This window comes from Variovorax sp. GW821-FHT09A10, assembly GCF_059418385.1.
In genome coordinates this window covers 1,147,812-1,172,104 of the sequence record NZ_JBWKPT010000002.1, presented here as the reverse complement: position 1 = coordinate 1,172,104, position 24,293 = coordinate 1,147,812, and the positions used below count along the sequence as shown (strand labels likewise).

The window sequence follows — 24,293 nt, the reverse complement described above, 5'->3', positions numbered from 1 at the left end:
GCGTGGAAAAACGACTACCGGACGCTGGAATCAGCGAGGGTCGGATAGTCGATGTAGCCTTTGGCGCCACCGCCATACAGCGTGGTGGGGTCCAGCGCGGCGAGGGGTGCGCCGATCTCCAGCCTTTCGACCAGATCGGGGTTGCTGATGAAGGGGCGGCCGAAGACGAACAGGTCGGCCTTGTCCTCGATCAGGCGGGCGTTGGCCAGTTCGAGGTCATACCCGTTGTTGGCCAGGTAGGTGTTCTTGAAGCGAGTGCGCAAGGCGTCGAAATCGAACGGTGCGGCATCGCGCGGACCCCCGGTGGCGCCTTCGACCACATGCAGGTAGACGATGCCCATCGCATTGAGTTGCTCGGCGATGTAGTCGTACTGCGACTGCGGATCGCTGGACGAAATGGCGCCGGCCGACGACACCGGCGAGAGGCGCACACCGGTGCGCTCGGCACCGATTTCCTTCGCCACGGCGGCCGTGACTTCGAGCAACAGGCGCGCGCGGTTCTCGATGGAGCCGCCGTACGCGTCCGTCCGGGTGTTGGCACCGTCCTTGATGAACTGCTCCAGCAGGTAGCCGTTGGCACCGTGGACCTCGACGCCGTCGAACCCCGCAGTGATTGCATGGGCCGCAGCCTGGCGGAAATCCTCGACGATGCCTGGAATCTCATCCAGGGTCAGGGCACGTGGCTCAGAGACGTCATGAAAACCGCTGTTGACGAAGGTCTTGGTCGCGGCGCGGATGGGGGAGGGGGCCACCGGCGCGGTGCCACCAGGGCGCAGGTCGACGTGGGAGATACGGCCCACGTGCCACAACTGCACGAAGATCCGCCCGCCCTTGGCGTGAACGGCGTCGGTCACCTTGCGCCAGCCGTCGATCTGCTGCGGCGTGTACAGACCCGGGGTGTCCTGGTAGCCCTGGGCATCGGCCGAGATCTGGGTGGCCTCGGTGATGATCAGGCCCGCCGAGGCGCGCTGACCGTAGTAGGTGGCGGCGTACTCGCTGGGCACCAGACCCGCGCCTGCCCGATTGCGCGTCAGCGGCGCCATCACGATGCGGTTGGACAGTTGGAGTGAGCCAAGTGTGTAGGGCTCGAAGAGCGTCTTGTCAGTCATGCTTGTTTGCTGTGTCGTCGTTGATCGGGCGGGGACGGGATGCGCTACGGCATCACTCCTCGAGGAACTGGATCGCGTGTTGCAGGAAGCGCTCGGGATACTGGAACTGCGCGCCGTGTCCGGCGTCGGGATAGATCAACAGCTGCGCGTTGGGAATGTTCTGCGACAGATGCCAGGAGTTGATCGTGGGAATCATGATGTCGTCGACGCCGTTGAGCACCAGGGTCGGCTGCGTGACGGCGTTCAGGAAGGCATAGGGGTTCGCACCCGGCAGCGGCTGCAGGTAGGCGGCGTGCGCCTCGGCTTGGGCTTGAGCGACGGCCATCGAGCTGGGCGGGTCCTGGTCGGCGCGCTGGTGGCGGCGCTCCCAGAAGGCCAGACCCGCCTGCTTGGCAGCTTCCGAGCGGCCGAAGAACAGGTAGAGAAAGTCATCCGCGGTCGGCACGGGGTTCGGCGCGACCTCCAGCACCCTGGGCTCCATCTTCGGATCGCCGCCGCGCAGTCCGGTGCCGAGCAGGACGAGCTTTCGAACCAGTTGCGGGTGACGCAGCACGACCTCCTGCACCTGGAAGCCCCCGATCGAGAAACCAAGCAGATCGACCTGGGACAGACCCAGCGCCCGGATCACCAGGGCGATGTCGTCCGCCATGTCTTCGATCCGGTTGCGGGGCGTGCCGGTCGAGGAGGCAATGCCGCGACCGTTGTAAAGGATGACCTCGCGGCCTGCGGCCAGACCATCGGTCAACAGGGGATCCCAGTGGTCCAGGCCGCCGCGGAAATGCTGGACGAAGAACAGAGGGGGCTGTCCGCTGGAGGTGTTGCCCCAGCGGCGATGGGCGAATTTGTCGCCATCCACTTCGACGAAGCGGGTGGGTGCGGTCAGGTGGGTATCGCTCATTTTCGGAAGCCTTCCAAGGTAAGTTGGCCTAATGATGTCGATCATCATCTTTGATGTCAAGGACTTTGATGATGATCGACATCAATGTATATTCATGGCTTCACCGATGGCACATCTAGAGAGGTCCTGGACATGAAGGTCACCAAGGCGCAGGCACAGGCGAACCGGGCGCACATCGTCGAGACGGCCTCCTCGCTGTTTCGCGAGCGTGGTTACGACGGGGTGGGGATTGCGGACTTGATGGCGTTCGCAGGCTTCACCCACGGCGGGTTCTACAAGCACTTCGAATCCAAGGCCGACCTGATGGCGCAAGCCGCGACCTGCGGTTTTGCGCAGACGGCCGCCAAGGCCGAAGGCGTCGATGCGATGGCATTTGTCCATCACTATCTGTCCCGTGAACACCGAGATGCACCGGGTGACGGTTGCACGATGGCCGCCCTGTGCGCAGATGCTGCGCGCCAACCGGAGTCGATCAAGACGGCGTTTGCGACCGGCATTGAAAACCTGCTGGTGACCCTGGGAAACCAGTTCGACGCGCCAGAGGAGGACGATCAGGGCGGCGACGCACGCGCCAGGCGGATCGACCTCATTGCGCAGGCAGTCGGTGCCATCGTGCTGTCGCGGGCGTGTCCTGACGACTCGCCACTGGCCGATGAAATTCTGGATGTCTGCCGCAGCGCCGTCCTGTCGAGGCTTTCCTCGATGACGCCTGGCGCTTCCGGTTCCCAGAGCACCTAGTCGCACAACTTCCGCGACAGCCCACGACAGAGGTCGGCGGCATCTCATTGCTGCGGACGCTGCGGGTCCCCTGAGGCCGCATCCTGCACAGCGCGAAACGCGCTTATAAAGAGCTCGCCCCACCACTGATTCTTGAGCGAGTGCGTATGAAGTCTGCAGGCTTGAAGGGAACCGTGTCCATTGAACTGGTGCACGAGGCGATCCACGCCGCGGCGCTGAGAAACATGGACATCAGCAGCGTCCTCGAAAGCGCCAAGATCGACCGCGAGCTGTTGAACGCGCCGCGCGCGCGCATCTCGGCGGCGGCGTACTCGCAGATGTGGGTGGCGCTGGCCGACCTGATGGACGACGAGTTCTTCGGCCTGGACAGCCACGGGCTTCGCCGCGGCAGCTATGCGCTCATGACGCGCGCCGCCGTCAACGCCGACAACCTCGCGCACGCATTGCGCCGCATCCTGAGGTTCCTCCACGCCACGCTGGACGACTTCCGCGGCGAGCTGGTCTGCGATGGCGACGGGGCGCGCATCGTCCTGCATGACGGCGGCGTGCTGCGCCGGCTGTTCGGCTACGGCACCTGGTTCATCCTCGTTCATGGCCTGGCGTGCTGGCTCGTGCACCGGCGCATTCCCCTGCGCGAGATGCAGTTCCGGTGCCCGCCGCCCGGCGACGACAGCCACTACCGCACGCGCTTCTGCGAGAACGTGAAGTTCAACGGCGAGACCACGCACATCAGCTTCGCCAGCGATCTGCTGGACCTGAAGATCGCGGAGTCGCCCGCCACGGTCAACAACTTCCTGAGGGAAGCGCCGGCCAACCTGCTGGTCAAGTACCGCAACGATGCAAGCACCAGCGCCCAGGTGCGCAACAGGTTGCGCAGCCAGATGCCCGAGGCGTGGCCCGAACTCGAAAAGCTCGCACAGGAACTCTGCGTTTCCGGCACCACGCTGCAACGCCGCTTGCAGCAGGAGGGCGTGAGCTACCAGCGCGTGAAGGACGACCTGCGGCGCGACATCGCCATCGACCTCTTGTCGAGTGCGTCGCTGACGGTGGCCGAAGTCGCCGCGCGCACCGGCTTCCAGGAAACCAGCGCCTTCCATCGCGCCTTCAAGAAATGGACAGGCGTCAGCCCCGGCGCCTATCGCTCGTCCGCGCCCGCGCCGGAATAGGCCGAAGCGCCGGCGCTCGCCGACGCTGGCGGGTGATGCCGGCATGTCCGAACGCCCCATCCAGATCGAGACGCGCGGGCATGGAAGCGTGCCGCCTGCAGAACTAACCTCCCGTCGACATCGCATCTCGCGACGGATCAAACGACAGGAGACGAAAACATGCAGCAGGCCGGCAAGCAGGTCGATATTCACGCGTTGGCGGGGCACTCCCGGTTCAACGGCTTTCACGGGCTCGTGCTCTGGTGGTGCGTGTTGATCCTGGTCATCGACGGCTATGACCTGGCGGTCGTGGGCGCCGCGCTGCCATCGATCATGAAAGACATGGGCGTCGACGCCACGAGCGCCGGCGTCATGGCCGGGTCGGCGTTGTTCGGAACCATGCTGGGCGCGATCTTCCTGGGCACCTTGGCAGACCGCATCGGCCGCCCTCGCATGATCGCGGTGTGCATGGCGCTCTTCAGTGTCTTCACGGCGCTGACCGGGCTGGCCACCGAACCCATCGGCTTCAGCGTCGCCCGCTTCATCGCGGGCCTCGGCATCGGCGGGGTGTTGCCCATCGTGACCGCGCAGATGGGCGAGTTCGCACCGGCGAAGCTGCGCACGCGCCTAGTGACGATGGTTTTCGCGGGCTACTCCGTAGGCGGCATTCTGGTTGCGCTCACTGCCAAGCAGCTCATCGAGAGCCACGGATGGCAATGGGTGTTCTATGTGGCCGGCCTGCCCGTGCTGCTGATTCCGCTCATCCTGAAAACGATGCCCGAATCGCTGTCGTTTCTTCTCAAGAAGGGTGACCAGCGGCAGCTCGGGGAGATCGCGGCCAAGCTCGCGCCGGAGCAGCCGAACGCAGCCGGCACCGTGTATGTCGGCGCGTCCACCGACCGCCTGCACGACGCGCCGGTGCGCACCCTGTTCGACGCCGGACGCGCGTTCAGCACCGTGATGATCTGGGTGGCTTTCATGACGGGGCTGTTCATGGTCTACGCGCTGAACTCCTGGCTGACCAAGCTCATGGCCATGGCGGGATACAGCCTGGGCTCGGCCCTGAACTTCGTGATCGTCTTCAACGTCGGTGCGATCGTGGGCGCGATCGGCGGCGGCTTGCTGAGCGACAAGTTCAACATCAAGCATGTGCTGGTGGCGTTCTACGTGGTCGGGGCTGCGTCGCTGGCCGCGCTCGCGTACACGAAATCGACCGAGCTGCTGTTCGTTGCCGTGTTCGTGGTGGGTGCGTCCACGCTCGGAACGCAACTGCTGGCCTATGCCTACGCCGGCGATTTCTATCCACCGGCCGTGCGTTCGACGGGTGTCGGCTTTGCCTCGGGTGTCGGCCGCATCGGCGCCATTGCCGCGCCGATCCTGATCGGCTGGCTCGTGTCGCTGAGCCTGCCCATCGAGCAGAACTTCATGGCGATCGCCCTGGCCGGCGTCATCGGCGCGGCAGCGGTGTCGTTTGTGAACCAGTCGCGCGCCGCGTCGACCCAGGCCAAGGCCGCGCGCGCGGCCACCGGCGAAGTGGGCCGTGTGGACGGGGCGATTCGCCCGGCTTTGAAATAGCAAGGAAACCTCAATGAACCGAATGATGGCGCCACCGCTGGAGGCACACACGCTGCAAGGAGCGGTCGACTGGGCCATTGCCACCCGGCGCAGCGTCAGGGCGTTCTTGCCCCGGCCGGTGCCCCGGGAAGAGGTCGAGGCGATCCTCTCGACGGCGCGCTACAGCGCCTCCGGCATGAACATGCAGCCCTGGCATGTGCATGTGCTGACGGGGCCTGCCAAGGCCCGTCTGTCGGCGGCGATTGCCGTGCTCGACGACGATCCCGGCCGGTCGGGCGAGCTGCTCGAGCCCTACGACTACTACCCGCGCGAATGGTGTTCTCCCTACCTGGAGCGGCGCCGCAAGGTCGGCTGGGACCTCTACGGATTGCTCGGCATCGCCAAGGGCGACAAGCAGCGCATGCACCTGCAGCACGGTCGCAACTACCGCTTCTTCGATGCGCCCGTGGGCCTGTTCTTCACGGTGGACCGCGAACTCGAGGAGGGCAGCCTGCTGGACTACGGCATGTTCCTGCAGAGCGTGATGGTGGCCGCGCGCGGCCGCAACCTCCACACCTGCCCGCAGGCCGCGTTCCTGAAATTCCATCGCCAGATCGCGGACCTGCTGGACATTCCCGCCGGCCAGATGCTGGTCTGCGGCATGAGCCTGGGCTACGCCGACACCTCGTCGGTCGAGAACTCGCTCGTCACCGAGCGCGAGCCAGTCTCCGCGTTTACGACCTTCCACGACACCTCCAAGGAGACCACCGCATGAGCGCGCCATCCTATGCACGGGGCCTCGAACGCTGCGCGGCAAATCATGTGCCGCTCACGCCGCTGGGCTTTCTCGACCGCGCGGCGCTCGCGCATCCGAACCGCGTGGCGGTGGTGCACGGCGAGCTGACGCGAACCTGGGCGCAGACGCGCGAGCGCTGCCATCGCCTGGCGTCCGCGCTGGCGATGCGAGGCATCGAACCGGGCGACACCGTCTCGGTGCTCGCGCCCAACACGCCGGCCATGCTGGAGGCCCACTTCGGCATTCCGCTGGCCGGCGCGGTGCTCAACGCAATCAACCATCGCCTGGATGCCGAAGGCATCGCGTTCATCCTGCGCCACGGCGAGTGCAAATTGCTGATGGTCGATCGCGAGTTCGCCGCCACGGTGGCCGCAGCGCTGAAGCTGCTCGACCGTGCGCCTGCGGTCATCGACATCAACGACCACCTCGCACCACCCGGCGAACCCATCGGCGAGACCGACTACGAATCGCTGCTGGCGAACGGAGACCCGGACTTTGCCGGTCGCTGGCCCAGCGACGAGTGGCAACCCATCGCCCTGAACTACACCTCCGGCACGACCGGAGACCCCAAGGGCGTGGTCGCCAGCCATCGCGGCACCTACCTCATGAGCCTGCTGCAGATCACGAACTGGGCGATGCCACGGGCGCCGAAGTACCTGTGGACCTTGCCCATGTTCCACGCGAACGGATGGTGCTTCACCTGGGCCGTGACTGCGGCGGCGGGCACCCATGTCTGCCTGCGCCGGGTGTCTGCCGACGCCGTGCTGGAGGCCATCGAGCGCCATCAGATCGATCACCTCTGCGCAGCGCCGGTCGTGATGGCGATGCTCGCGGACGCGGCGAAAGATACCCGGCTGCCGCGCCCCGTGCGCGTGCTGACGGCCGGCTCACCGCCGCCGCTCGCCGTGCTGAACGCGGTGCTGGCGATGGGCTTCGACGTGGAGCACGTCTTCGGAATCACGGAGGTTTCCGGCACGCCGGTGAGTTGCGTGTGGCAGGACGGCTGGGACGACCTAGCGCCCGCCGAGCAGGGGGCGCTGCGCGTGCGCCAGGGCGTGCGCGCCGCCATGTTCGAAGGCCTCATGGTCGGCGATGCCGACACCCTCGAACCCGTCGTGCCCGACGGCAAATCGGCGGGCGAGCTCATGCTGCGCGGCAACACTGTGATGATGGGCTACTTCAAGAACGAGGCGGCAACGCGCAAGGCGCTCGCCGACGGCTGGTTCCGCACCGGTGACGTCGCGGTCCTGCATGCCAACGGGTATGCGCAGATCACCGACCGGTCGAAGGACGTGATCATCTCGGGCGGCGAGAACATCTCGTCGGTCGAAATCGAAGACGTCGTCCATGGACACCCGACGGTGCTGCATGCCGCCGTGGTGGCGCAGCCCGACCCCAAGTGGGGCGAGGTGCCGTGCGTGTTCATCGAGCTGAAGGCCGGTGTCGCCGCGCCCACCGAGCAGGAGATCATTGCGTTCTGCCGCGAGCGGCTGGCGCACTTCAAGTGTCCGCGCCGCGTGATCTTCATCCCCTTGCCGAAGACGGCCACGGGAAAGATCCAGAAGTTCCGCTTGCGCCGGCAGGCCGGAAGCCAGGACGCCATCACCCGGCTCGCGAGCCATGGCTGAGTGCGAAGCGGCCGCGGCCCTGGGGCCTGTCGGGCCCGGCTATCGCTTCTCGCGACCCCACACCTTCGACGAAGCGCAAGTGCGTGCCTTCGCGCTGGCCGCGGGAGACGAGAACCCGCTGCACCACGATGCCGCGTTTGCACAGGGCACGCGCTTCGGCGGATTAATCGCCAGCGCGACCCACACCACCTCGCTGTTGATGGGGCTGACCGCCAGCCACTTCGCCGCGAAAGGGAAGGTGCTGGGAATGAACTTCTCGGTCGACCTGCTGCGCCCCGTGCGGGCGAGCGAGACGGTGCTCATCGAGTGGCGCGTGACGTCGATGGCCGCGCATTCGAAAGGCGGCTGCGTCCTCGAATTGCAAGGTGCGATCAAGAGCGCAGACGACAGGACCAGTGTGCTCGCACAGGGCACGGTGCTTTTCACGCCCGCCGCATGAGTGCTTTCCGCGCCAGCGTGCGCGTTCACGGGGGCATTGCCCCAACAAGGAGACAAAAAATGAAGATGACCCCTCTCACATGCCGACGCGACACCCACCGGCACATCACCTCGTGGTCCGTGGTGGCTGCTGCGGCGCTGCTTGCTTCCTGCGGCGGCAGCGGCAGCGGCAGCGATGGTGGCAACTCGCCACCCGCACTGTTCCCGTCCGCTACCGGAAGCGCGCAGGCCGCGTGCAACAGCTTCCTGAACCGGGCCTTCGAAGGCGCCACGATCACGCAGGCGACGTTGACGCCCCAGACAGACACCACGCCGGAGACCTGCACCGTGCGCGGCGAGATGCCGCCGGAACTCGCCTTCGAAGTCAAGCTGCCCAGCAGCTGGAACCAGCGTGTCCTGTTCATCGGCGGCGGCGGCTTCGACGGCGCCATCTACCCCAGCGCCTACAGCCCTGGCGTCGCGGAAAGCGGCTACGCGACCATCGCGACGAACCATGGACACGATGCGGCCAAGCATCCCAATGGCTCCTTCGCTATGGACCCCCAGTTGCTTCAGGACTACGCAGACGGTGCCGTGCCCAAGGTGCTTGCATCGGCGAAGGCCGTGCTCCGCTCGCGCTATGGCGAATCGGTCGGCCGCTCGAAGTTTGTCTACGAGGGCTGTTCGGGCGGCGGGCGTCAGGCGTTGATCCAGGCGCAACGGCATCCCGATCTGTTCGACGGCGTGATTGCGCGCGCCCCGGCCAATGCCTACACGGGCCAGTTCCTCTGGTATCAAAAAATACTCAAGCAGCTGGCCCAGCCCGAGGCGGGCCTGAGCATCCCGAAGGTCAAGACCCTCGCGAACTTCATGCAGTCCCAATGCGATGCACTCGACGGCCTGAAGGACGGCATCATCAGCCACGCCGAGGCCTGCAAGCCCGATCTGGCCAAGCTCCGATGCACGGGCGCCGACGCAGACTCTTGCCTGACCGACGCGCAGCTGGCGTCCGCCAAGGTCCTGTACGAGCCCACCGATGTGGCGGGTGGTCGCTACACATGGCCGGCCTTTCCCTATGTCGGCGGCGAGACCGCCGACGACGCATCGTGGCAGGCCATCGGAGGCACCACGTTTCAGATTCTCGGCGGCGACTACATGAAGTACTTCGTGGCGCAAGACCCGTCCGCAGACCCGCTGAACGTCGACCCGCTGCAGTACACGAACCGGCTCGACCACCTCGCCCGATTGATCGATGCAGTCAACCCCGATCTGAGCGGGTTCCGGGCCCGCAACGGCAAGATGCTGCTCATGCACGGCACCACCGACTGGCTGATCACGCAGAACAACACCACGGACTACTACCGCAAGGTCGTCGCCGCAGCGGGCGGGCAGGCCGCGGCCGACCGGTTCGTCGAGTACTACGTGCTGGCAGGCAACGACCACTGCGCCGCCACGCCGGCAGGCGGCAAGGGCCCGGACAGCGTCGACCTCGTCACCCCGATGTTCGACTGGATCGAAACCGGCACCCATCCCAGCGCTCGCGAGATCCTGGCCACGCGCAGCGTCGAGCCGGGCAAGGGCATGCAGCGGCCGATGTGCAGGCACCCGCAGTTTCCAAAGTACAACGGCACCGGCGATCCCGACGCGGCGTCCAGCTTCACCTGCACGTCACCTAGCTAGGCGTCGTGGCGCTGTGTACGCAGGAGTGTTGGCACAGGCTGATCTGTGAAGGCATTCGCGAAGAGAACGCGCGTCGCCCGTTCTGGGTGGCGCGGGAAGGATTCGACACGCGCTGATGCATTCAATGGATACGGTGTCCTCCTGCTGGTTTCTCGCACCCTCTGGCCGCCGAAGCGCGCAACTTCGGCGGGCGGCGAGGGCATGCGTCGGCGTACTGACCCTACCTACGAAGCCCGATCTGGACTGAGCCCCGCAGCGATTCACACTGCCTTCGTTGTCGGGTATTGGCCTCGTTGCAGACATCGATTGTTCCGATCCCGACTAGGGCAATCGCTGCATAGCCGCCCTTGGGGTATACCCCCTTCAAATGGGTTGCCGACGTTCGAGAGGCTCGGCTTGAGAGGAGCTGTCCGTCAAGAACGAGCCGCTCCCCATTTGCGCGCGGCACGCCTGCCCATTGTTCCCGTGGTAGCGGGGGAGGACGATCAGGCCTCAGGCCCACACTTCGTCAATCACGGGGTTTTGCAGAATGCCTATGCCTTCGATCTCCACTTCGCAGATGTCGCCCGGCTTAAGCCAGACCTGCGGCGTGCGCGCCAGACCCACGCCCGAGGGCGTACCGGTGATGATCATGTCGCCCGGCTGCAATTCCATGCCTTCCGAGCACGCGGCAACGAGGGTCGCCACGTCGAAGATCATGTCGCGCGTGTTGGCACTTTGCAGCACTTCGCCGTTCAGTCGGCAGGTCAGCTGCAGGCCGGTGGCGCCTGCCGGCAGTTCGTCCGCTGTGACGAATTCGGGGCCGAAGCCGCCGCTGCGATCGAAGTTCTTTCCCCACAGCCATTGGCCGGAGCGGAACTGGTAGTCGCGGATGGAACCCTCGTTGAAAATGGCGTAACCGGCCACGTGCGCCAGCGCATCCTCCTTGGCGATGTAGCGGCCTGCCTTACCGATGATGGCCACGAGTTCCGCCTCATAGTCGAACTGCGTGGAGACCCGCGGGCGCACCAGGGGCTCGCCGTGTGCGACCCATGAAGAGGGAAAGCGCTGGAACAGGACCGGGTGCTTGGGCGGCTCGAAGTTGCTTTCCGAGGCGTGATCGACGTAGTTCAGGCCGATGGCGAAGGCCTTGGACGGGGTCTGAAGCGGCGGCAGCAGTTTCAGCTCGGCGAGCGCCAGGTGCTGCGTCGCGCGGGCGGCGGCATCCTTCACTGCGCTCAGTCCGTCGGGGTGCTTGAGCAGCGCGTCCAGCGTCGACGGCAATCCGACTTCGGTGAGGTTGACGACCTGCGAACCGGTTCGCAGGCCCAAGGCGGGCAGGCCGTTGCTGGCGATAAAGGCGATGAGTCTCATGGTGTGGCTTTCAAGGCCGGCTTATGCCGGCTGCTCCAGGTTGGTGATGAAATCGGGGGGCAGCGAAGGCCCCCACACATACAGCGAGTCTTCTGGCGGATGGTCTGCCGCGGGCCACTCGCTGTCGGCCGGCACGTAGTCGATGTCGTGCGAATACTCGGCATAGCTGCCCCACGGATCGCGCACGTAGTAGAAGTAGTTCGACCCGAGCACGTGCCGCCCCACGCCCCAGCCTCGCCCATGGCCGGCATTGCGCATCTGTTCGGAGCCGCGCCCGACCTCGTCGATGCTGCCCACGTCCCAGCTCGAATGGTGCAGGCCGGCCGCGTGCGACTTCGCGAAGGCCACCAGATGGTGATCGGAGCCATGGGCTCCATGCAGGAAGGCGATCAAGTCGCCGGAATGATCGGACAACCGCAGGCCCAGGATTTCCTGCGAGAAGCGGATCATTCGCGGCACGTCGGGCGTGAAGAAAAGCACGTGCGACAGGTAACGGGGGCGAACCTGCAGCGCGCGGCTGCGCGCTGGCGCGGCGCCATGGCCCGGTGCGACGGGCGGTGTCACGACCGGGCGGGACTTGTGCGAGGGCGACACCTTCGACGCTGCCACGAGCTGCAGGTGTGTGCCGTCCGGGTTGCGCAGCCAGACGCCCTCGGCATCGCCCAGCGGGTGCGGCTGTGCCTCGAGGCCAGCCGTGACAATGCGTTCCCGCAAGGCATCCAGCTGATGCGCATGCACGCCATAGCGCACGTACTCGAGCTGCTTCGACCGGCCCGATGCATGGACCCAGGCCCAGCAATGCGGATGGCCGAAGGTGTGCAGCGCCAGGCGGTTGCCTTCGCGGCGCACGTCCAGGCCGAAGGCGCGGTAGAACTGCTCGGCCTCATGCAGGTCGGGCACGCTGAACACGAAGCGGTCGACCGAATGGACCGACGCATGGGGGGCTTGATTCATACCTCAGCCTCCTTTGTGTCGTCGGGGCAGGCACGCAGGGTCGCTGCGAAGCAGCTGCAGATTTCGTCATTGGCGCGCCGTGCAGCCTCTGAGACCTCGAAGAACCCGAAGAAGGGATGGAACATGTCTTCGTAGCGCAGCACCTGCGTGGCAATGCCAGCCGCCTGCAGCCGCGCCGCATAGGCCAGCCCCTCGTTGTACAGGGGGTCGCACCCTGCCACGGCAATGACCGTGGCGGGCAAGTCGCCCAAGTCTGCGCAGTGCAGGGGAGACGGAGGAAAGTCCGTCGCACGGTCCGCTGCCGTGCCCAGGTAGAGCCGCGCCACCTCCCGCAGGTCGTGCGGCGTGAGCATTGGATACGCACACCCATCGTTTCTCTCGAGCCTGACCGTGTCGCGTGCGAAATCGACGCCGGGCACGATGAGCAGCTGACCCGCGAGCGCAAAGCCGCGGTCGCGAACCTGGATAGCCGACGAGGCAGCGAGATTGCCGCCCGCGCTTTCCCCGGCCACGGCCACGCACGCGGGATCGCCACCGAGGGCCACGGCGTTGGCCAGCGCCCACAACGTGGCAGCCAGCGCGTCGTCGTGCGCGGCGGGAAAGGGATGCTCCGGCGCGAGTCGATAGTCCACGGACACCACCACCGCCTCGATGTCGCGACACAGCTTGCGCGCGATGTCGTCCATCAGCTCGACGCTTCCGAGTACGAAGCCGCCGCCGTGGAAGAAGACGACGGTCGGCAGCGACGGCCTGTGCGAATGCGGGCGGTACACGCGCACCGGAACGCGCACGTCTGCGTGCGCGGCAACCGTGTCCTCCACAGACTGCACATCCGGCAATCCGGAGCGCTCGCGCGCGGCAAGGACCGCGGCGCGCATGCGACCGCGCGCCTCGTCCGGCGTGCCGCTGAACGGTGGGGGCGCACCGCGTGCCCGCAGGGCAGCAACCACCACGGCGAGTTGGGGATCAAGCTGCGGCATGGCCGGCATCACATCTCCCCCAGCACGTGTCGTTGCGAGTCGAAGGCGCGGGCGCGCAGCGCGTCTACATCGATGTGCAGCATGCGGCCATTGCGCTTCACCGCGCGTCCGGCGACGTAGACGGAATCGACATTGCCTGGGTGCGCGGCCAGCACGATGGCTCCGACGGCGTCGGACACGGGGGTGAGGTTCAGGTCGTCCTGCCGCACCAGAATGAGGTCGGCCTGCTTGCCCGGCGTCAGCGATCCCGTCTTGTGCGCCAGCCCGGTGGCCTTTGCACCGGCGATCGTGCCGAACTCGAGCACGTCACGCAAAGTGATGGTCGGTGGTGCGTTCGCGGCCTTCGAATGGCCGCCACCCATCCAGGAGCGGTAATGCGCAAAGGCATGGCGCATCTGCGTGAACATGTCGCCAGCGCATTTCGTTTCGGTATCGCCGCTCAGGCTGGGACGGATCCCGGCGGCCAGCAACCGGTCGAATGGGATATCGCCGATTCCCTGCGCGTTCAGTTCGCAGTGCACGCCCAACGAGGCCGTCACGCCCGCGTCGGCCATCATGGCCAGTTCGTCGTCCCCGCAGAAGCAGCAATGAACGAAGGTAAGGTCGTCGCCCAGCACGCCGGCCTGGTGCATCTGGGCGATCGCGCGGACTGGTGCATTGCGCGCATACGCGCCCATGTGGATGGTGGAGCGAATGTCTAGTTCGCGCGCCAGGCGCAGGTCCTGCAGCCAGACCTCGCGGCGTGCCATTTCCGGGCCGCGCCCGGCCATCGCCAGCGTCAGCAACTGGTCGTCTGAAGAGAAGTACTGGCTGCGCAGCCTGCGGATGTCCTGCGGATGACCGCGTTCGCTGTCGAACATCCAGGAATGCCCCTCGACCAGCGGCCAGCCATGGGCGAAGACACCCCGGATGCCGGCGTCGCGCAAGGCCAGGATCGCGGCGTCCGCATGCTCGGGTGTGTTCTGGACATGCGACCAGTCCAGCATCGTGGTCGTTCCGCTGTCCAGGGCCGACACCGCGCCCAGCAGGGTGCCGGCATAGACGTCCTCGGTGCGGAAAGCAGCCCCCTTGGCGCCGAGCATTTCCGCGAAGTAGATCTGAGGATCGATGTCTGCATAGCGATGCCGCACGCAGGTTTGCCAGGTGTGCCGATGGGTGTCGACGAAGCCCGGCATGACGATCATGCGTTGCGCGTCGATGCGCTCGGCCGCTTCGGTCTCGATGTGGGGGGCGACCGCGACGATGCGCTCGCCTTCGATCAGGACGTCGCCGCGGCGCAGGTCACCGATGGTGGGGTCCATGCTCAGGACCCAGCCACCGGCCAGGAGGGTGCGGTGGGTGTTCACGGCTTGCTCCGCGTGAGCCAGCGGCCCAGTTGCGCCTCGACCTCACCGGCCCGTGCCAAGGCGCTGCTGGCCCAGGCGACGTAGCCGTCCGGGCGCACCAGGATGCCCGTCACGCCGTCCATCTCTGCCGGTACACGGCCGACGCGGGCGCTGACGACGTTCAAGGGCAGGCCAGCGCACTGCAGCGCTTCGAACTGGCGGCTCTGGCCTTCCAGATCGAGCAGCAGGAACTTGCGATCGCGCAGGAGCTCGGCCGGCCGAAGCGACCGGCCATCGAGCGTGAGGAGGTCGAAGTCGGGTAGGCGGCAACCGGTCAGCGCGTGGTTGCCTGCTTCGTGCGGATACGGCGCTTCCAGCCCGCACAACTCCAGCACCAGTTTGCGCTGCACGTCCGGCAGCGGAATGATCTGCTCGGCCATGCGCCGCTTGAGTGTGAGGCCGCTTTCGTCGAAGTTGAACTGCAGCACACACTGCGCCTTGACGCTCTCCAGCAGGGCGCGCATGACAGGCAGGCGCTCCGCGTCGTAGCTGTCCAGTGTCGACTCATCGGCATGGCCGTTGACCACGTTGGCCAGCTTCCACCCCAGGTTGAAGGCATCCTGCAGGCAGAAGTTCATGCCGACGCCGCTGGCTGGATAGTGGATGCGGGCCGACTCGCCCACCAGGAACACGCGACCCTTTCGCAGCGACGGCACCGAACGCATCTGGTCGTCGAAGCGCGATGCCCAGCGGTGGCTGGTGATGCCGTAGTCGGTGCCGTGCACGTCCGCGATGCATTTCAGCGCTTCTTCCAGGGTGACGGGTTCATCCTTCGGTGCCATGCGTCGGTCGCGATGGACGATGTTGAAACGGGTGATGCCTTCACCGAAGGCGTAACCGCGCACCCAGCCCATCTCGTTGTCGACGTTGATGCGTCCTCCGGGCCAGGGCGCATCCAGGTGCGCATCGATGACGATGCCGCGGAAGGTGCCGGAATGGCCATCGAACGGGATGCCGGCACCGGAGCGCACCGTGCTGCGGCCGCCGTCCGCGCCGACGAGGTAGCGCGCGCGCAGCGTCGCTGGCGCCCCCTGGGCATCGGTGACCGACACGGTCACGCCGCTGCCATCCTGCTCGAAGGACTGCAGTTCCGTGCCGCGGCGAATTTGCGCGCCGCTCTCGGTCGCCCATTGCCAGAGGATTTCTTCGGTGAAGTTCTGTGGCAATCCCAGTGTGAAGCCGAATCGGCTTTCCAGGTACTGCCAGCGAATCGGATGAAAGCCGGCCCATATGTGCGAAGGCCGAAACGGGTACGGCACGATCTCGCGCGTGCGCTCGATGAACCGATCCGCAATGCCACGCGCATCGAACAACTCGAGCACGCGCGGCAGGATGGTCCCCGCCCGCGACTGCACGCCCTCGGTCCTGCGTTCGAGCACCAGCGTCTTAGCGCCCGCACCCGCCAGTTCGGCGGCGAGCGTCAAGCCCGAAGGGCCACCCCCCACCACGATGACATCCCATGACTGCATGTTTGTTTGCTCCCTATTCAGGCTGGATGCCCGCTGCCTTGATGGCCGCTTCGACCATCGGGCGATCATTCGAAATCAGGCGCGCCAGGTCTTGCGGCGAGCCGCCCATGACGCGCCACTGTTCTTCCTCGATCTTCTTGCGCACCTCCGGCAGCTGAAGCGCCTGGGCGAATGCGGCGTTGAGCTTGCGCACGATCGGCTCCGGCGTGTTCGCCGGTGCGACGAAGCCCATCCAGTTGCCGAACGGGCGGAACGACGGGAACACTTCCGTCATCGTCGGAACGCCCGGCTGCGATGCCAGCCGCTTGTCCGACATGAAGGCCAGCACCCGCACCTGTCCCGCTTTCCATTGCCCCAGCACCGACCCGACGCTAAGCACCGTCACGTCCACGCGACCGCTGAGCAGTTCAGGGATGATGGGCGCGGCGCCCTGGTAGGGCACGTGGAGCATGTCCACGCCCGCCACCGCCTTGAATTGCTCCATCAGCAAGTGGTTGAAGGAGCCGATGCCGACGCTCGCATAGGGTTGCCCCGGCTGCTTCTTCAGCTGCTCTACGAGTGCGCGCAGGTCGGTTGCGGGCAGCCGCGAGCTGACGATCAGGCCCACCGGGATGTCAGCGACGGCAATGACCGGCGTGAAGCTGCGCACCGGGTCGTAGGGCAGGTCCTTGCGCTGCAGGCTGTTCAGGAGCAGGGCCGAGGTCGTCGTCAGTGCCAGCGTGTAGCCGTCCGGCTTGGCCCGGGCCACCTGGGTGGTGCCGAGGATGCCGTTGGCGCCGGCCTTGTTCTCGAACACGATCGGTCGGCCGAGGATGCGCGAGGCGCGTTCCGAGACCAGGCGTCCCACCACTTCCAGCGAAGAGCCCGCAGGATAGGGAAACACGACATGGATGGGCTTGTTGGGATACGCCGTCTCTTGCGCGAAGGCTGGCGTGAGCGTCAGCAGTGCGGCGGCTACGGCGCAGAAGGTCAGGAAGGCTCGTCTCATTGGGATTTCCTTTTTTCTTGAAGGGCCGCGTCAGAAGCTGTGACGAACGCCGAGTTGCGTGCCCATGACGTCTTCGCCCTTGGCGAGAACGGGCAGCGCTGGATTCAGTGTTTCGGAGAAGCCCGCGCCATTGTTCAGGCGTGCGATGCCGGCAAAGACGACCGTGCGCCGAGATAGGAAGTGCATGTACTGGAGGGCGACTCTGGAGGCCTTGCTTGCCCCTTGCCGCTCGACCAGGTAGCTCGCGCGGATTTCACCGGCGCCGAGCGGCCAGTTTGTGCCGACCAATGCCGAGGAACGTCGGGGTTGGCCCGGATCGTTGCGCTGGATGTAGAAACCGGTCAGGCGTGGACCGCCGAACTTGTAGTCGCCGCCCACCATGAATTCCTTGCGATCGCCGGCGGGCACCGCGTTCTTCTGGATGGTGTAGGCCGCGTGTAGGTCGAAATTCGTGTCGTTGTAAGAGACGCCCAGGCCGGTGTATTGCGCACCCCTGACGCCTTCGCTGGCACTGGCAAGCGCACGCACTTGAAAGCCGCCCATGCGCGGGCTGAGGTACTTGACCGAATTGTTGATGCGCGGCGTGAAGAGGGTCATCGGCCAGGCTGCGCCGATGCCGGTGAAGTAGAAGGGATCGAGCGGCCCGGTGAGGTCGTCCATGGGGATGTAGTTGCGACCCAGCCGCAATTCGCCATAGGGCGTCACCAGCCCAACCATGGCCTCGCGGCCGAAGTAGATTCCGCCGAAACCCACAGTGCCGGTGTCTGCGTTGAAGCCATGATCGAGCTTGAACTTCGCGCCCCAGCCGCCACCCAGGTCCTCGACGCCTTCGAAGATCAGGCGCGACGAGTCGCTGGACAGCGCCGTCAGCGTGCGGGAGCTGCCGTTGGGCGAGGAGATGCGCAGGTGGTCGACGGACATTTCCACCTTTCCGGACAGGGTGATGGAACTCTGGGCGCCCGCGCTCGTGGCAGCCCATGCCGCGCACGCGGCCACCAGATGGATGTGCCTGGCAGGCGAACGGCGCAAGCCGGATCTTGGCGCAGCTGCATGCCGCGCGAGCGATGAGGTCATTCTTGTTTGTCTCCGGGTGAGTGAGGTGACGGACCGAGGCGTCCCTCGATGGGCTCGATTGTTCGCAGCCCACATCCATGCGACAAATGAATTGTTTAAAGTATTGTCATTTGCCACGTAAATGGAAGAACCGACATGCGATTCGACAAACTCGACCTGAATCTCCTCGTCGTGCTCGACGCACTCCTGACCACCCGCAGCGTGACGCGCGCCTCGGAGCGCGTCTTCCTCAGCCAGCCTGCGACCAGCTTGTCTTTGCGGCGCCTGCGCGAGTACTTCAAGGACGAGTTGCTGCAGCCGATCGGCAAGTCATTCGTCCTCACGCCGCTGGCTGCCGAACTGGTCAAACCGGTCCACGACGTGCTCCTGCGTGTGCAGGCCATCGCCCGGGCGCAGCCGACGTTCGACCCGACCACCTCGCAGCGGCGCTTCGTCATCGATTCCTCGGACTACGTCATCTCGGTGTTGCTGTCGGAGGTGGTCAGGCGTGCGGCCAGCGCAGCGCCTCGGATGGAGTTCGACCTGCGCGCCAGAAGCCCGCAGTCTCGCGACCTGTTGCAGGCCGGAGAGATCGAGCTGCTCATCACGCCGCAGTTCGCCATCGTGCCCGGGCATCCTTCCGAGTTGTTGTTCGAGGACACGTTTTCATGTCTCGTGAGTCCCGAGCATTTCGGCATGACGAAGAAGCTCACGGCGGAGCAGTATTTCGAGGCCTCGCACATCGGTGTCGAGTGGGGCGGTGGTCGGCGCCTGACCTATGACCAGCAGTTGATCGCCGTGGGCAAGCGCGCCCGCAGGCAGGACGTCATCGCGCCCAGCTTCACCCTGGTGCCGCCGCTGTTGGTCGGAACGCCGCGCATCGCCACGCTGCCGACACGGCTGGCGCAGCAGATCGCCGAGCGCTTTCCGCTGCGCGTCGTCGCGTGTCCGGTGGAGATCCCTGCGTTTGCCGAGCACATGCAATGGCACAAGTATCAGGAGCGAGATCCTGCGATCGCCTGGCTCCGCGGGTTGCTTCTGGAAGTTGCGCAGGGTTTGCCGTCGAGCCGGGCGACAACGAAGCGTGTCAGAGGGGCGAGCGAGAAATGACGTAGCCCTTCGAATGCCCCAGGCTGCGCATTGCAGCGGGGCGAGGGTGCGGGGATCACTGTGCTCTACCACTCGTCGAACGACCCGCACTGCTCGTCTGACGAGCATTCCGACTTTCTTCGTCTGTGCGGCAAGGGCGAAGCGGCCGTGACCTGCATGATCGAGCACCTCGAACGCATCGAGGCCAGCCTCGAACTGGGCACCGAGAAGCCCGACCGCCAACTCGACCTGGTGAAGGCGCTGCTTGCCTGAAAAGGCTGCCCGAGTCCCTGTCCCGGCTCAGCGCGTGGTTTTCGCAGCGCGCTTCTTCGGCTCGCGCGCAGCGGGGCCATCTGATGCGACGGCGACCGCTTCCAGGCCTTGCGCGCCTGCGATCAGCCCGCGCAGGAAAACCATGATCAGGCGTCCCGAGGGATCGGGGCGAGTGCTCATCCGCTGCAATGCCAGCCCGTGCGACAGGGCCATGAAGGCTGCGGCCAGCTCGTCCGGTGCGGCGGGAGGCGTGCGCCCGAGCTTGTCGAACAACTGCCCGATCACGCCGCCGATTTCGGATCGGTGCTTGTCCCACACCTTCTGGTACTCCTGCGCGAAGCTTCGACTGCGGTTGGCATGCAGCTGAAGCTCGATGGAAAGCATGCACCAGTCGGCATCGTGATTGAGTGTGGAAGCCCAGGCTTCCAGCTCGGCAAGCATCTGCTCGGGCTCTTGCCGCTCGTCGCCCATGACCTTGAAAAGCTGCAGCGCTTCGGCTTCCATGTGCCGCCGCAGCAACTCCAGCAGGACGTCCTCCTTGCTCGAAAAGTTCGAATAGAAGGCGCCTTGGGAGTAGCCCGCCTTGTCCGCGATGTCGCGGATCGACGCGCCCCCATAGCCGTTCGACACAAACAAGTGCTGCGCGGTTTCGATCAAGCGCTCGCGCGTCTGCGCCCGGCTTTCCTCGCGGGTCAGGCGCGTTTTTGCTGTCGTCGGGGTCATGGTCGAAAAGATATCACATGAACTTTGAATAGCGCCTGCCAGCGCCTGCCAGCGCCTGCCAGCGCCTGCCAGCGCCTGCCAGCGCCTCCTTCCGGGTCGCCGTCCTGAATCCCACGTTCGAATATCACTTGATATTTAGAAATGGTGAAGGTACATTCAAAACTCGTTTGATTTTTGAAGTTCGATTGATATGGAAAAACCGAAGCCCTTGAAGACCGCGTTCGTCACTGGCGCGACCGGCCTTCTCGGCAACAACCTCGCGCGCGAGCTGGTCGCGCGCGGCGTCTTCGTCAAGGCCCTGGTTCGCTCGAAGGCCAAGGGCCAGCAGCAGTTTGCGGGGGTGAAAGGCGTCGAGCTGGTGCTGGGCGACATGGCCGACGTGCCTGCGTTCTCCAGCGAGCTGCAAGCGTGCGACGTGGTGTTCCACACCGCCGCGTTCTTCAGGGACAACTTCAAGGGCGGCAGCCACTGGGCAGAGCTCAAGCGCATCAACGTGGACGGCACCCGCCAGCTCATCGAGCGGGCCTACGGTGCCGGCATCCGGCGCTTCGTTCAGACCTCGTCCATCGCGGTGCTGAACGGCGAGCCGGGCGTGCCCATGGACGAGACCTGCCTGCGCGACCTGGCGGATGCCAGCGACGACTACTACCGTAGCAAGATCATGGCCGACCAGGTCGTGCTGGCCTTTCTGGGCGCGCACCCGGACATGCACGCGAGTTTTGTCCTGCCCGGATGGATGTGGGGGCCAGCCGACATCGGTCCCACCTCGTCAGGACAGTTCGTCAACGATGTGGTGCTCGGCAAACTGCCCGGGCTGGTGCCCGGCAGCTTTTCCGTTGTCGATGCCCGCGACGTGGCCAAGGCGCAGATCTCTGCCGCGGAACGCGGCCAGCGCGGTGAGCGCTATCTGGCAGCCGGGCGCCACATGACGATGCAGGAACTGGTGCCCCTGGTTGGAAAGATCGCGGGCATCCGCACGCCGACACGCCACTTGCCCTTTCCGCTCCTGTACCTGCTGGCGGCGGTGCAGGAACTCTATGCGCGGGCCACAGGCAAGCCCATCTTGCTCAGCCTGGCCACCGTGCGGCTGATGCGCAAGGAGGCGGGGCGCAGCCATTTCAACCACACCAAGAGCGAGCAGAAGCTTCAGCTGAAGTTTCGCCCGATCGAGCAAACCGTGGCCGACACGCTCGCCTGGTATCGCGGCAATGGCTGGCTGCCTGGTGTGCCGACCCGAACCGAATCCTGAACAAGAGGAAAAACCGTGACGAACAGATTGATCCTGAAACTCTCGACAGCCTTCGCGGCTGTTCTTTGCATCGCGGCAGCGCCGCAAGCATCTGCGGCCCGAAGTCTCCCGGCCGCCAAGACCGCGGACAGCATGGCCGAGTTCTGCAGCAAGGGGCAGGCGGAGTATCCGCAGGGCATCGCCCGCATGCACCCCTCGTTCAAATTCAACATCTGTTGGTGGCTCGAGGACGCCGGCATCGAAGCAAGCACCTTCGACGAAATCGCCGCAGCGCTGCCGGAACACGCCGGGCCGTCGCAGGCGATCTGGCAGGCGACGTTCAACCAGCCCGCCCAACTGCACCTGGAACGAGCCCGCGCCTCCGAAGCGCGAGGAAACAACGCTGCCGCATCGGTCGAATACAAGAAGGCCGCCTTCTACCTGCGGATGAACCGGCTTCCCAAGCGGGTTCCCACCGCCGATCTGCAGGCAACCGAACGAGCCCATGCGCTCATGGGAAAGCCGCTCCAGCGCATCGCCTTCAAGACCGGCGCGAAAGAATTTACCGGCTACTTCCGGGCGCCGCCTGCACGAACAAGTCGCAACGAGAAACTGCCGGTGCTGGTGATTCTCGGCGGCCTCGACAACCTGAAGACCGAGATGATCCGGCACAGTGACTACTTCATGGGTCGGGGCTTCGCCACCATCATTGTGGAAAACCCAGACACCGGGGAGAACCAGTTGGGGTTCCGGCCGGAGTCCCATGTGATGTTCGACGCCGTGGCGGACTACATCAAGGCCCGCAGCGACCTGGACGCAAGCCGGGTGGCCTTGTATGGATGGAGCATGGGCGGCTATCTGGGAACGCTTGGCGGGCTGAGCAACGACCTCTACAAGGCGGTGGTCAATGTGGGCGGCCCCAGCGATGCGAGCTTTGGACAAGCGCATTGCAAGGTGGCGCCTGCCTGGATCGTCGCGCCCTACACCGTGTTTGCGAACATGAATCCGCAGACCACACCGCGTGAAGCGATGTGCGAATACTACGAAGCCTTCCAGCTCTCGCGCCAGTTGAAGATGCCGACTGCGGCGCAGCTGCGCAAACCCATTCTCATCGTGAACGGCGCGCACGAAGATCTCGTCTCCAGAGACGAGCCCGCCGCTCTGGCAGCGCTAGGCTTCAACGTGACCCAACTGGTGTTCGGGGATGACGGCCACACGGCGGAATCGAACATGCGTGAGCACTTCGAGTTCACGGCAAACTGGCTCACGCGGCGACTAAAGATGGAAAATCTATCCGACCACTGACGACCATTTTTTGAGACCGGCTCTACCTGACCCTGCCTTGATTTCACGTACAGCAAGAAATTGATAACTTCAGAGGTACGGATAATCGAGATGGGAGAAGGTAAGCTGCCTAAGAGGCAGTACAAAGGGGAATTCAAAGCCCAGGCTGTCAAGCTCGCGGCGTCGGTTGGTGGCCACGAGGCCGCACGACGTCTTGGTGTGCCGGTGGCCACGTTGGGCAACTGGTCCAGGCGAGGCATTGCATCGGCCGGTGCCAGCGACGCGGCAGTGTCTGGTGAGGCGCCTGCGCGTCGCCCAATCAGTGAACGGGAAGCTGAGAACATCCGGCTGCGCAGGGAATTGGCCGACGTGAAGCTGGATGTCGAAATCCTTCGAAAAGTGACGTCGTACTTCGCCAGGGGGCGCGATGAAGTACGCCTGGATCGACGAGCATCGCAACCAGTACGCCGTCAGCCGGCCTTGCCGAGTCCTGGGCGTGTCTCGCAGCGGCTATTGCCAATGGCGCGTGCGCCCGCCCAGCCCCAGCACACTGGCCAACCAGGCTCTGGACGCCAAGGTGGCAGTCATCCATGATGTCAGCCGCCGAAGCTATGGTCGCCCTCGGATCGTTCAGAGACAACAGGGCGAAGTCGTCAGTGCCGACCGTGAGGCGCGACGCCTCTCATCGGCGCCGGATGAACCGGGTCTGAAGCGCTGCGTAGCCTCCGCCCAGTGCGATCAGGCCCATGCCTGTCCAACTGGTCGCATCGGGCCAGTGGCCGAACACCATCCACCCGAGCAGGGCGGCCCACAGCATCTGTGAGTACGAAAACGGCGCGATCGCCGAGGGCGGCGCAATGCGGTAGGCCAGGAGCACCAGCCATTGCGCGGCGCACCAACTGAGCGACATGAGCGCCAGACGCCACCAGGCGGTGCCGATGGGCGACCAGTCCATGGCCGGGAGCAACAGACTCAGGCCCAGTACACCGATCGCGGATGAATAGAGCACCGTGGTCGCGGTGTGCTCTGCGGCGGACAGGCGGCGCGTGAGGATGACCGCGCATGCCCAGGACATTGATGACAACATCGGAAAGATCTCGGCACCGCCGAAGGCCAGCGTACCGGGCCGCACCACGACCAGCACTCCCGCGAAGCCGCACAGCACCGGCAGCCATCGCTGCAAGTCTGCGCGCTCACCGAGCACCACCCGCGCCAGCAGCATGACGAATAGAGGTGACGCGAACACCATGGCCGTCGCTTCGGCCTGCGGTATCGATCGCAGCGCGTAGAGAAAGAAGAGGGCGGAGCCAACCAGTGCCACTGCGCGCAGCACCTGCAGGCGCGGCTGGGCAGTGCGCAGCAAGGCGGGCCTGGTGAGCACCAGTGGCAACACCAGGGCGAAGAGGCCCAGGTAGCGGAACCAGGCCAGCAGGAACGGGGGAAAAGTGCTGGCCAGTCCCTTGGCCCACATGTCCGAGAGCGCGAAGCCGGCCATGGCCGCGACCAGCAGCGCGCCGCCCGCGGCGGGGCGATGGGAGGAGGTCACGGC

Annotated in this window: 21 protein-coding genes and 2 pseudogenes; 12 read left to right on the top strand and 11 right to left on the bottom strand. The window is 65.4% G+C overall.

The annotated features are described in order from the left end of the window. Positions 1 to 14: 14 nt before the first annotated feature. Both AC07Q9_RS12230 and AC07Q9_RS12225 read right to left on the bottom strand, forming a co-directional pair. On the bottom strand, positions 15 to 1,109 hold the full coding sequence (locus AC07Q9_RS12230) for an alkene reductase (protein WP_495309612.1): 1,095 nt from the start codon (positions 1,107 to 1,109) through the stop codon (positions 15 to 17). A gap of 52 nt (positions 1,110 to 1,161) precedes the next feature. Then, complete coding sequence (locus AC07Q9_RS12225) at positions 1,162 to 2,007, bottom strand: alpha/beta fold hydrolase (protein ID WP_139701795.1); 846 nt, start codon at positions 2,005 to 2,007, stop codon at positions 1,162 to 1,164. Positions 2,008 to 2,139: 132 nt separating this feature from the next. Here AC07Q9_RS12225 and AC07Q9_RS12220 point away from each other — a divergent pair, with 132 nt between their 5' ends. From AC07Q9_RS12220 to AC07Q9_RS12190, 7 genes are all read left to right on the top strand, one after another. Next, on the top strand, positions 2,140 to 2,745 hold the full coding sequence (locus tag AC07Q9_RS12220) for a TetR/AcrR family transcriptional regulator (protein ID WP_495309610.1): 606 nt from the start codon (positions 2,140 to 2,142) through the stop codon (positions 2,743 to 2,745). Positions 2,746 to 2,891: 146 nt separating this feature from the next. Next, positions 2,892 to 3,911 carry an AraC family transcriptional regulator gene (locus tag AC07Q9_RS12215; protein ID WP_495309608.1) on the top strand — a complete coding sequence of 340 codons (1,020 nt, stop codon included), beginning with the start codon at positions 2,892 to 2,894 and terminating at the stop codon, positions 3,909 to 3,911. Between the two features lie 159 nt (positions 3,912 to 4,070). Next, positions 4,071 to 5,465 carry an MFS transporter gene (locus AC07Q9_RS12210; RefSeq protein WP_495309606.1) on the top strand — a complete coding sequence of 465 codons (1,395 nt, stop codon included), beginning with the start codon at positions 4,071 to 4,073 and terminating at the stop codon, positions 5,463 to 5,465. A 13-nt stretch (positions 5,466 to 5,478) separates the two neighbouring features. Next, entirely contained in the window at positions 5,479 to 6,219 is a 741-nt protein-coding gene (locus AC07Q9_RS12205) for a nitroreductase (RefSeq protein ID WP_495309604.1), read from the top strand. Next, positions 6,216 to 7,868, top strand: coding sequence for an AMP-binding protein (locus AC07Q9_RS12200; protein ID WP_495309602.1), 1,653 nt, complete (start codon positions 6,216 to 6,218; stop codon positions 7,866 to 7,868). Before AC07Q9_RS12205 ends, AC07Q9_RS12200 begins: the two co-directional genes overlap by 4 nt. Next, positions 7,861 to 8,307, top strand: coding sequence for a MaoC family dehydratase (locus AC07Q9_RS12195; protein WP_495309600.1), 447 nt, complete (start codon positions 7,861 to 7,863; stop codon positions 8,305 to 8,307). The genes AC07Q9_RS12200 and AC07Q9_RS12195 overlap by 8 nt, the downstream gene beginning before the upstream one ends. A 59-nt stretch (positions 8,308 to 8,366) precedes the next feature. Beyond that, positions 8,367 to 9,965: a tannase/feruloyl esterase family alpha/beta hydrolase gene (locus AC07Q9_RS12190; protein ID WP_495309598.1), complete on the top strand. Its 1,599-nt coding sequence runs from the start codon at positions 8,367 to 8,369 to the stop codon at positions 9,963 to 9,965. A gap of 492 nt (positions 9,966 to 10,457) precedes the next feature. On the opposite strand, the gene AC07Q9_RS12185 is transcribed toward AC07Q9_RS12190, so the two are convergent. Genes AC07Q9_RS12185 through AC07Q9_RS12155 form a run of 7 tightly spaced genes read right to left on the bottom strand, consistent with a single transcriptional unit; the run spans position 10,458 to position 18,168 of the window. Beyond that, on the bottom strand, positions 10,458 to 11,318 hold the full coding sequence (locus tag AC07Q9_RS12185) for a fumarylacetoacetate hydrolase family protein (protein WP_495309597.1): 861 nt from the start codon (positions 11,316 to 11,318) through the stop codon (positions 10,458 to 10,460). A 21-nt stretch (positions 11,319 to 11,339) separates the two neighbouring features. Further along, a complete protein-coding gene (locus tag AC07Q9_RS12180; protein WP_062472329.1) occupies positions 11,340 to 12,272 on the bottom strand; it encodes a VOC family protein in 933 nt (310 codons plus the stop codon). After that, positions 12,269 to 13,261 carry an alpha/beta hydrolase gene (locus tag AC07Q9_RS12175; RefSeq protein ID WP_495309594.1) on the bottom strand — a complete coding sequence of 331 codons (993 nt, stop codon included), beginning with the start codon at positions 13,259 to 13,261 and terminating at the stop codon, positions 12,269 to 12,271. Before AC07Q9_RS12175 ends, AC07Q9_RS12180 begins: the two co-directional genes overlap by 4 nt. Next, entirely contained in the window at positions 13,261 to 14,598 is a 1,338-nt protein-coding gene (locus AC07Q9_RS12170; protein ID WP_159270792.1) for an amidohydrolase family protein, read from the bottom strand. Before AC07Q9_RS12170 ends, AC07Q9_RS12175 begins: the two co-directional genes overlap by 1 nt. Further along, on the bottom strand, positions 14,595 to 16,106 hold the full coding sequence (locus AC07Q9_RS12165) for an FAD-dependent monooxygenase (RefSeq protein WP_159270793.1): 1,512 nt from the start codon (positions 16,104 to 16,106) through the stop codon (positions 14,595 to 14,597). The genes AC07Q9_RS12170 and AC07Q9_RS12165 overlap by 4 nt, the downstream gene beginning before the upstream one ends. 13 nt (positions 16,107 to 16,119) lie before the next feature. After that, on the bottom strand, positions 16,120 to 17,094 hold the full coding sequence (locus AC07Q9_RS12160; RefSeq protein ID WP_495309592.1) for a Bug family tripartite tricarboxylate transporter substrate binding protein: 975 nt from the start codon (positions 17,092 to 17,094) through the stop codon (positions 16,120 to 16,122). A 30-nt stretch (positions 17,095 to 17,124) separates the two neighbouring features. Beyond that, positions 17,125 to 18,168, bottom strand: a complete 1,044-nt coding sequence (locus AC07Q9_RS12155) for a porin (protein ID WP_495309591.1) — start codon at positions 18,166 to 18,168, stop codon at positions 17,125 to 17,127. A gap of 135 nt (positions 18,169 to 18,303) precedes the next feature. Here AC07Q9_RS12155 and AC07Q9_RS12150 point away from each other — a divergent pair, with 135 nt between their 5' ends. Beyond that, positions 18,304 to 19,257, top strand: coding sequence for a LysR family transcriptional regulator (locus AC07Q9_RS12150; protein ID WP_159270795.1), 954 nt, complete (start codon positions 18,304 to 18,306; stop codon positions 19,255 to 19,257). 54 nt (positions 19,258 to 19,311) lie between these two features. Further along, positions 19,312 to 19,509, top strand: a pseudogene (locus tag AC07Q9_RS12145) (GntR family transcriptional regulator); the annotation flags it as partial. Between the two features lie 27 nt (positions 19,510 to 19,536). Here the strand turns inward: AC07Q9_RS12145 and AC07Q9_RS12140 are convergent. After that, positions 19,537 to 20,232, bottom strand: a complete 696-nt coding sequence (locus AC07Q9_RS12140; RefSeq protein ID WP_159270796.1) for a TetR/AcrR family transcriptional regulator — start codon at positions 20,230 to 20,232, stop codon at positions 19,537 to 19,539. Between the two features lie 190 nt (positions 20,233 to 20,422). On the opposite strand from AC07Q9_RS12140, the gene AC07Q9_RS12135 reads away from it, so the two are divergent. From AC07Q9_RS12135 to AC07Q9_RS12125, 3 genes and pseudogenes are all read left to right on the top strand, one after another. Then, entirely contained in the window at positions 20,423 to 21,481 is a 1,059-nt protein-coding gene (locus tag AC07Q9_RS12135) for an SDR family oxidoreductase (protein WP_062472307.1), read from the top strand. Positions 21,482 to 21,496: 15 nt separating this feature from the next. Beyond that, on the top strand, positions 21,497 to 22,765 hold the full coding sequence (locus tag AC07Q9_RS12130) for an alpha/beta hydrolase family protein (RefSeq protein WP_495309589.1): 1,269 nt from the start codon (positions 21,497 to 21,499) through the stop codon (positions 22,763 to 22,765). A 90-nt stretch (positions 22,766 to 22,855) separates the two neighbouring features. Beyond that, positions 22,856 to 23,459 (top strand): annotated as a pseudogene (locus AC07Q9_RS12125) (transposase); the annotation flags it as partial. Here AC07Q9_RS12125 and AC07Q9_RS12120 read toward each other — a convergent pair. Next, a complete protein-coding gene (locus tag AC07Q9_RS12120; protein WP_070064064.1) occupies positions 23,427 to 24,290 on the bottom strand; it encodes a DMT family transporter in 864 nt (287 codons plus the stop codon). The pseudogene AC07Q9_RS12125 and the gene AC07Q9_RS12120 sit on opposite strands and share 33 nt — an antisense overlap. Positions 24,291 to 24,293: the final 3 nt, after the last annotated feature.

Coding starts and splice junctions, on each gene's coding strand:
- AC07Q9_RS12190 (WP_495309598.1), top strand. CDS start 8,367: ATGAAGATGACCCCTCTCACATGCCGACGCGACACCCACCGGCACATC.
- AC07Q9_RS12195 (WP_495309600.1), top strand. CDS start 7,861: ATGGCTGAGTGCGAAGCGGCCGCGGCCCTGGGGCCTGTCGGGCCCGGC.
- AC07Q9_RS12140 (WP_159270796.1), bottom strand. CDS start 20,232: ATGACCCCGACGACAGCAAAAACGCGCCTGACCCGCGAGGAAAGCCGG.
- AC07Q9_RS12165 (WP_159270793.1), bottom strand. CDS start 16,106: ATGCAGTCATGGGATGTCATCGTGGTGGGGGGTGGCCCTTCGGGCTTG.
- AC07Q9_RS12215 (WP_495309608.1), top strand. CDS start 2,892: ATGAAGTCTGCAGGCTTGAAGGGAACCGTGTCCATTGAACTGGTGCAC.
- AC07Q9_RS12160 (WP_495309592.1), bottom strand. CDS start 17,094: ATGAGACGAGCCTTCCTGACCTTCTGCGCCGTAGCCGCCGCACTGCTG.
- AC07Q9_RS12220 (WP_495309610.1), top strand. CDS start 2,140: ATGAAGGTCACCAAGGCGCAGGCACAGGCGAACCGGGCGCACATCGTC.
- AC07Q9_RS12200 (WP_495309602.1), top strand. CDS start 6,216: ATGAGCGCGCCATCCTATGCACGGGGCCTCGAACGCTGCGCGGCAAAT.
- AC07Q9_RS12150 (WP_159270795.1), top strand. CDS start 18,304: ATGCGATTCGACAAACTCGACCTGAATCTCCTCGTCGTGCTCGACGCA.
- AC07Q9_RS12180 (WP_062472329.1), bottom strand. CDS start 12,272: ATGAATCAAGCCCCCCATGCGTCGGTCCATTCGGTCGACCGCTTCGTG.
- AC07Q9_RS12135 (WP_062472307.1), top strand. CDS start 20,423: ATGGAAAAACCGAAGCCCTTGAAGACCGCGTTCGTCACTGGCGCGACC.
- AC07Q9_RS12225 (WP_139701795.1), bottom strand. CDS start 2,007: ATGAGCGATACCCACCTGACCGCACCCACCCGCTTCGTCGAAGTGGAT.
- AC07Q9_RS12155 (WP_495309591.1), bottom strand. CDS start 18,168: ATGACCTCATCGCTCGCGCGGCATGCAGCTGCGCCAAGATCCGGCTTG.
- AC07Q9_RS12175 (WP_495309594.1), bottom strand. CDS start 13,261: ATGCCGGCCATGCCGCAGCTTGATCCCCAACTCGCCGTGGTGGTTGCT.
- AC07Q9_RS12210 (WP_495309606.1), top strand. CDS start 4,071: ATGCAGCAGGCCGGCAAGCAGGTCGATATTCACGCGTTGGCGGGGCAC.
- AC07Q9_RS12230 (WP_495309612.1), bottom strand. CDS start 1,109: ATGACTGACAAGACGCTCTTCGAGCCCTACACACTTGGCTCACTCCAA.
- AC07Q9_RS12185 (WP_495309597.1), bottom strand. CDS start 11,318: ATGAGACTCATCGCCTTTATCGCCAGCAACGGCCTGCCCGCCTTGGGC.
- AC07Q9_RS12205 (WP_495309604.1), top strand. CDS start 5,479: ATGAACCGAATGATGGCGCCACCGCTGGAGGCACACACGCTGCAAGGA.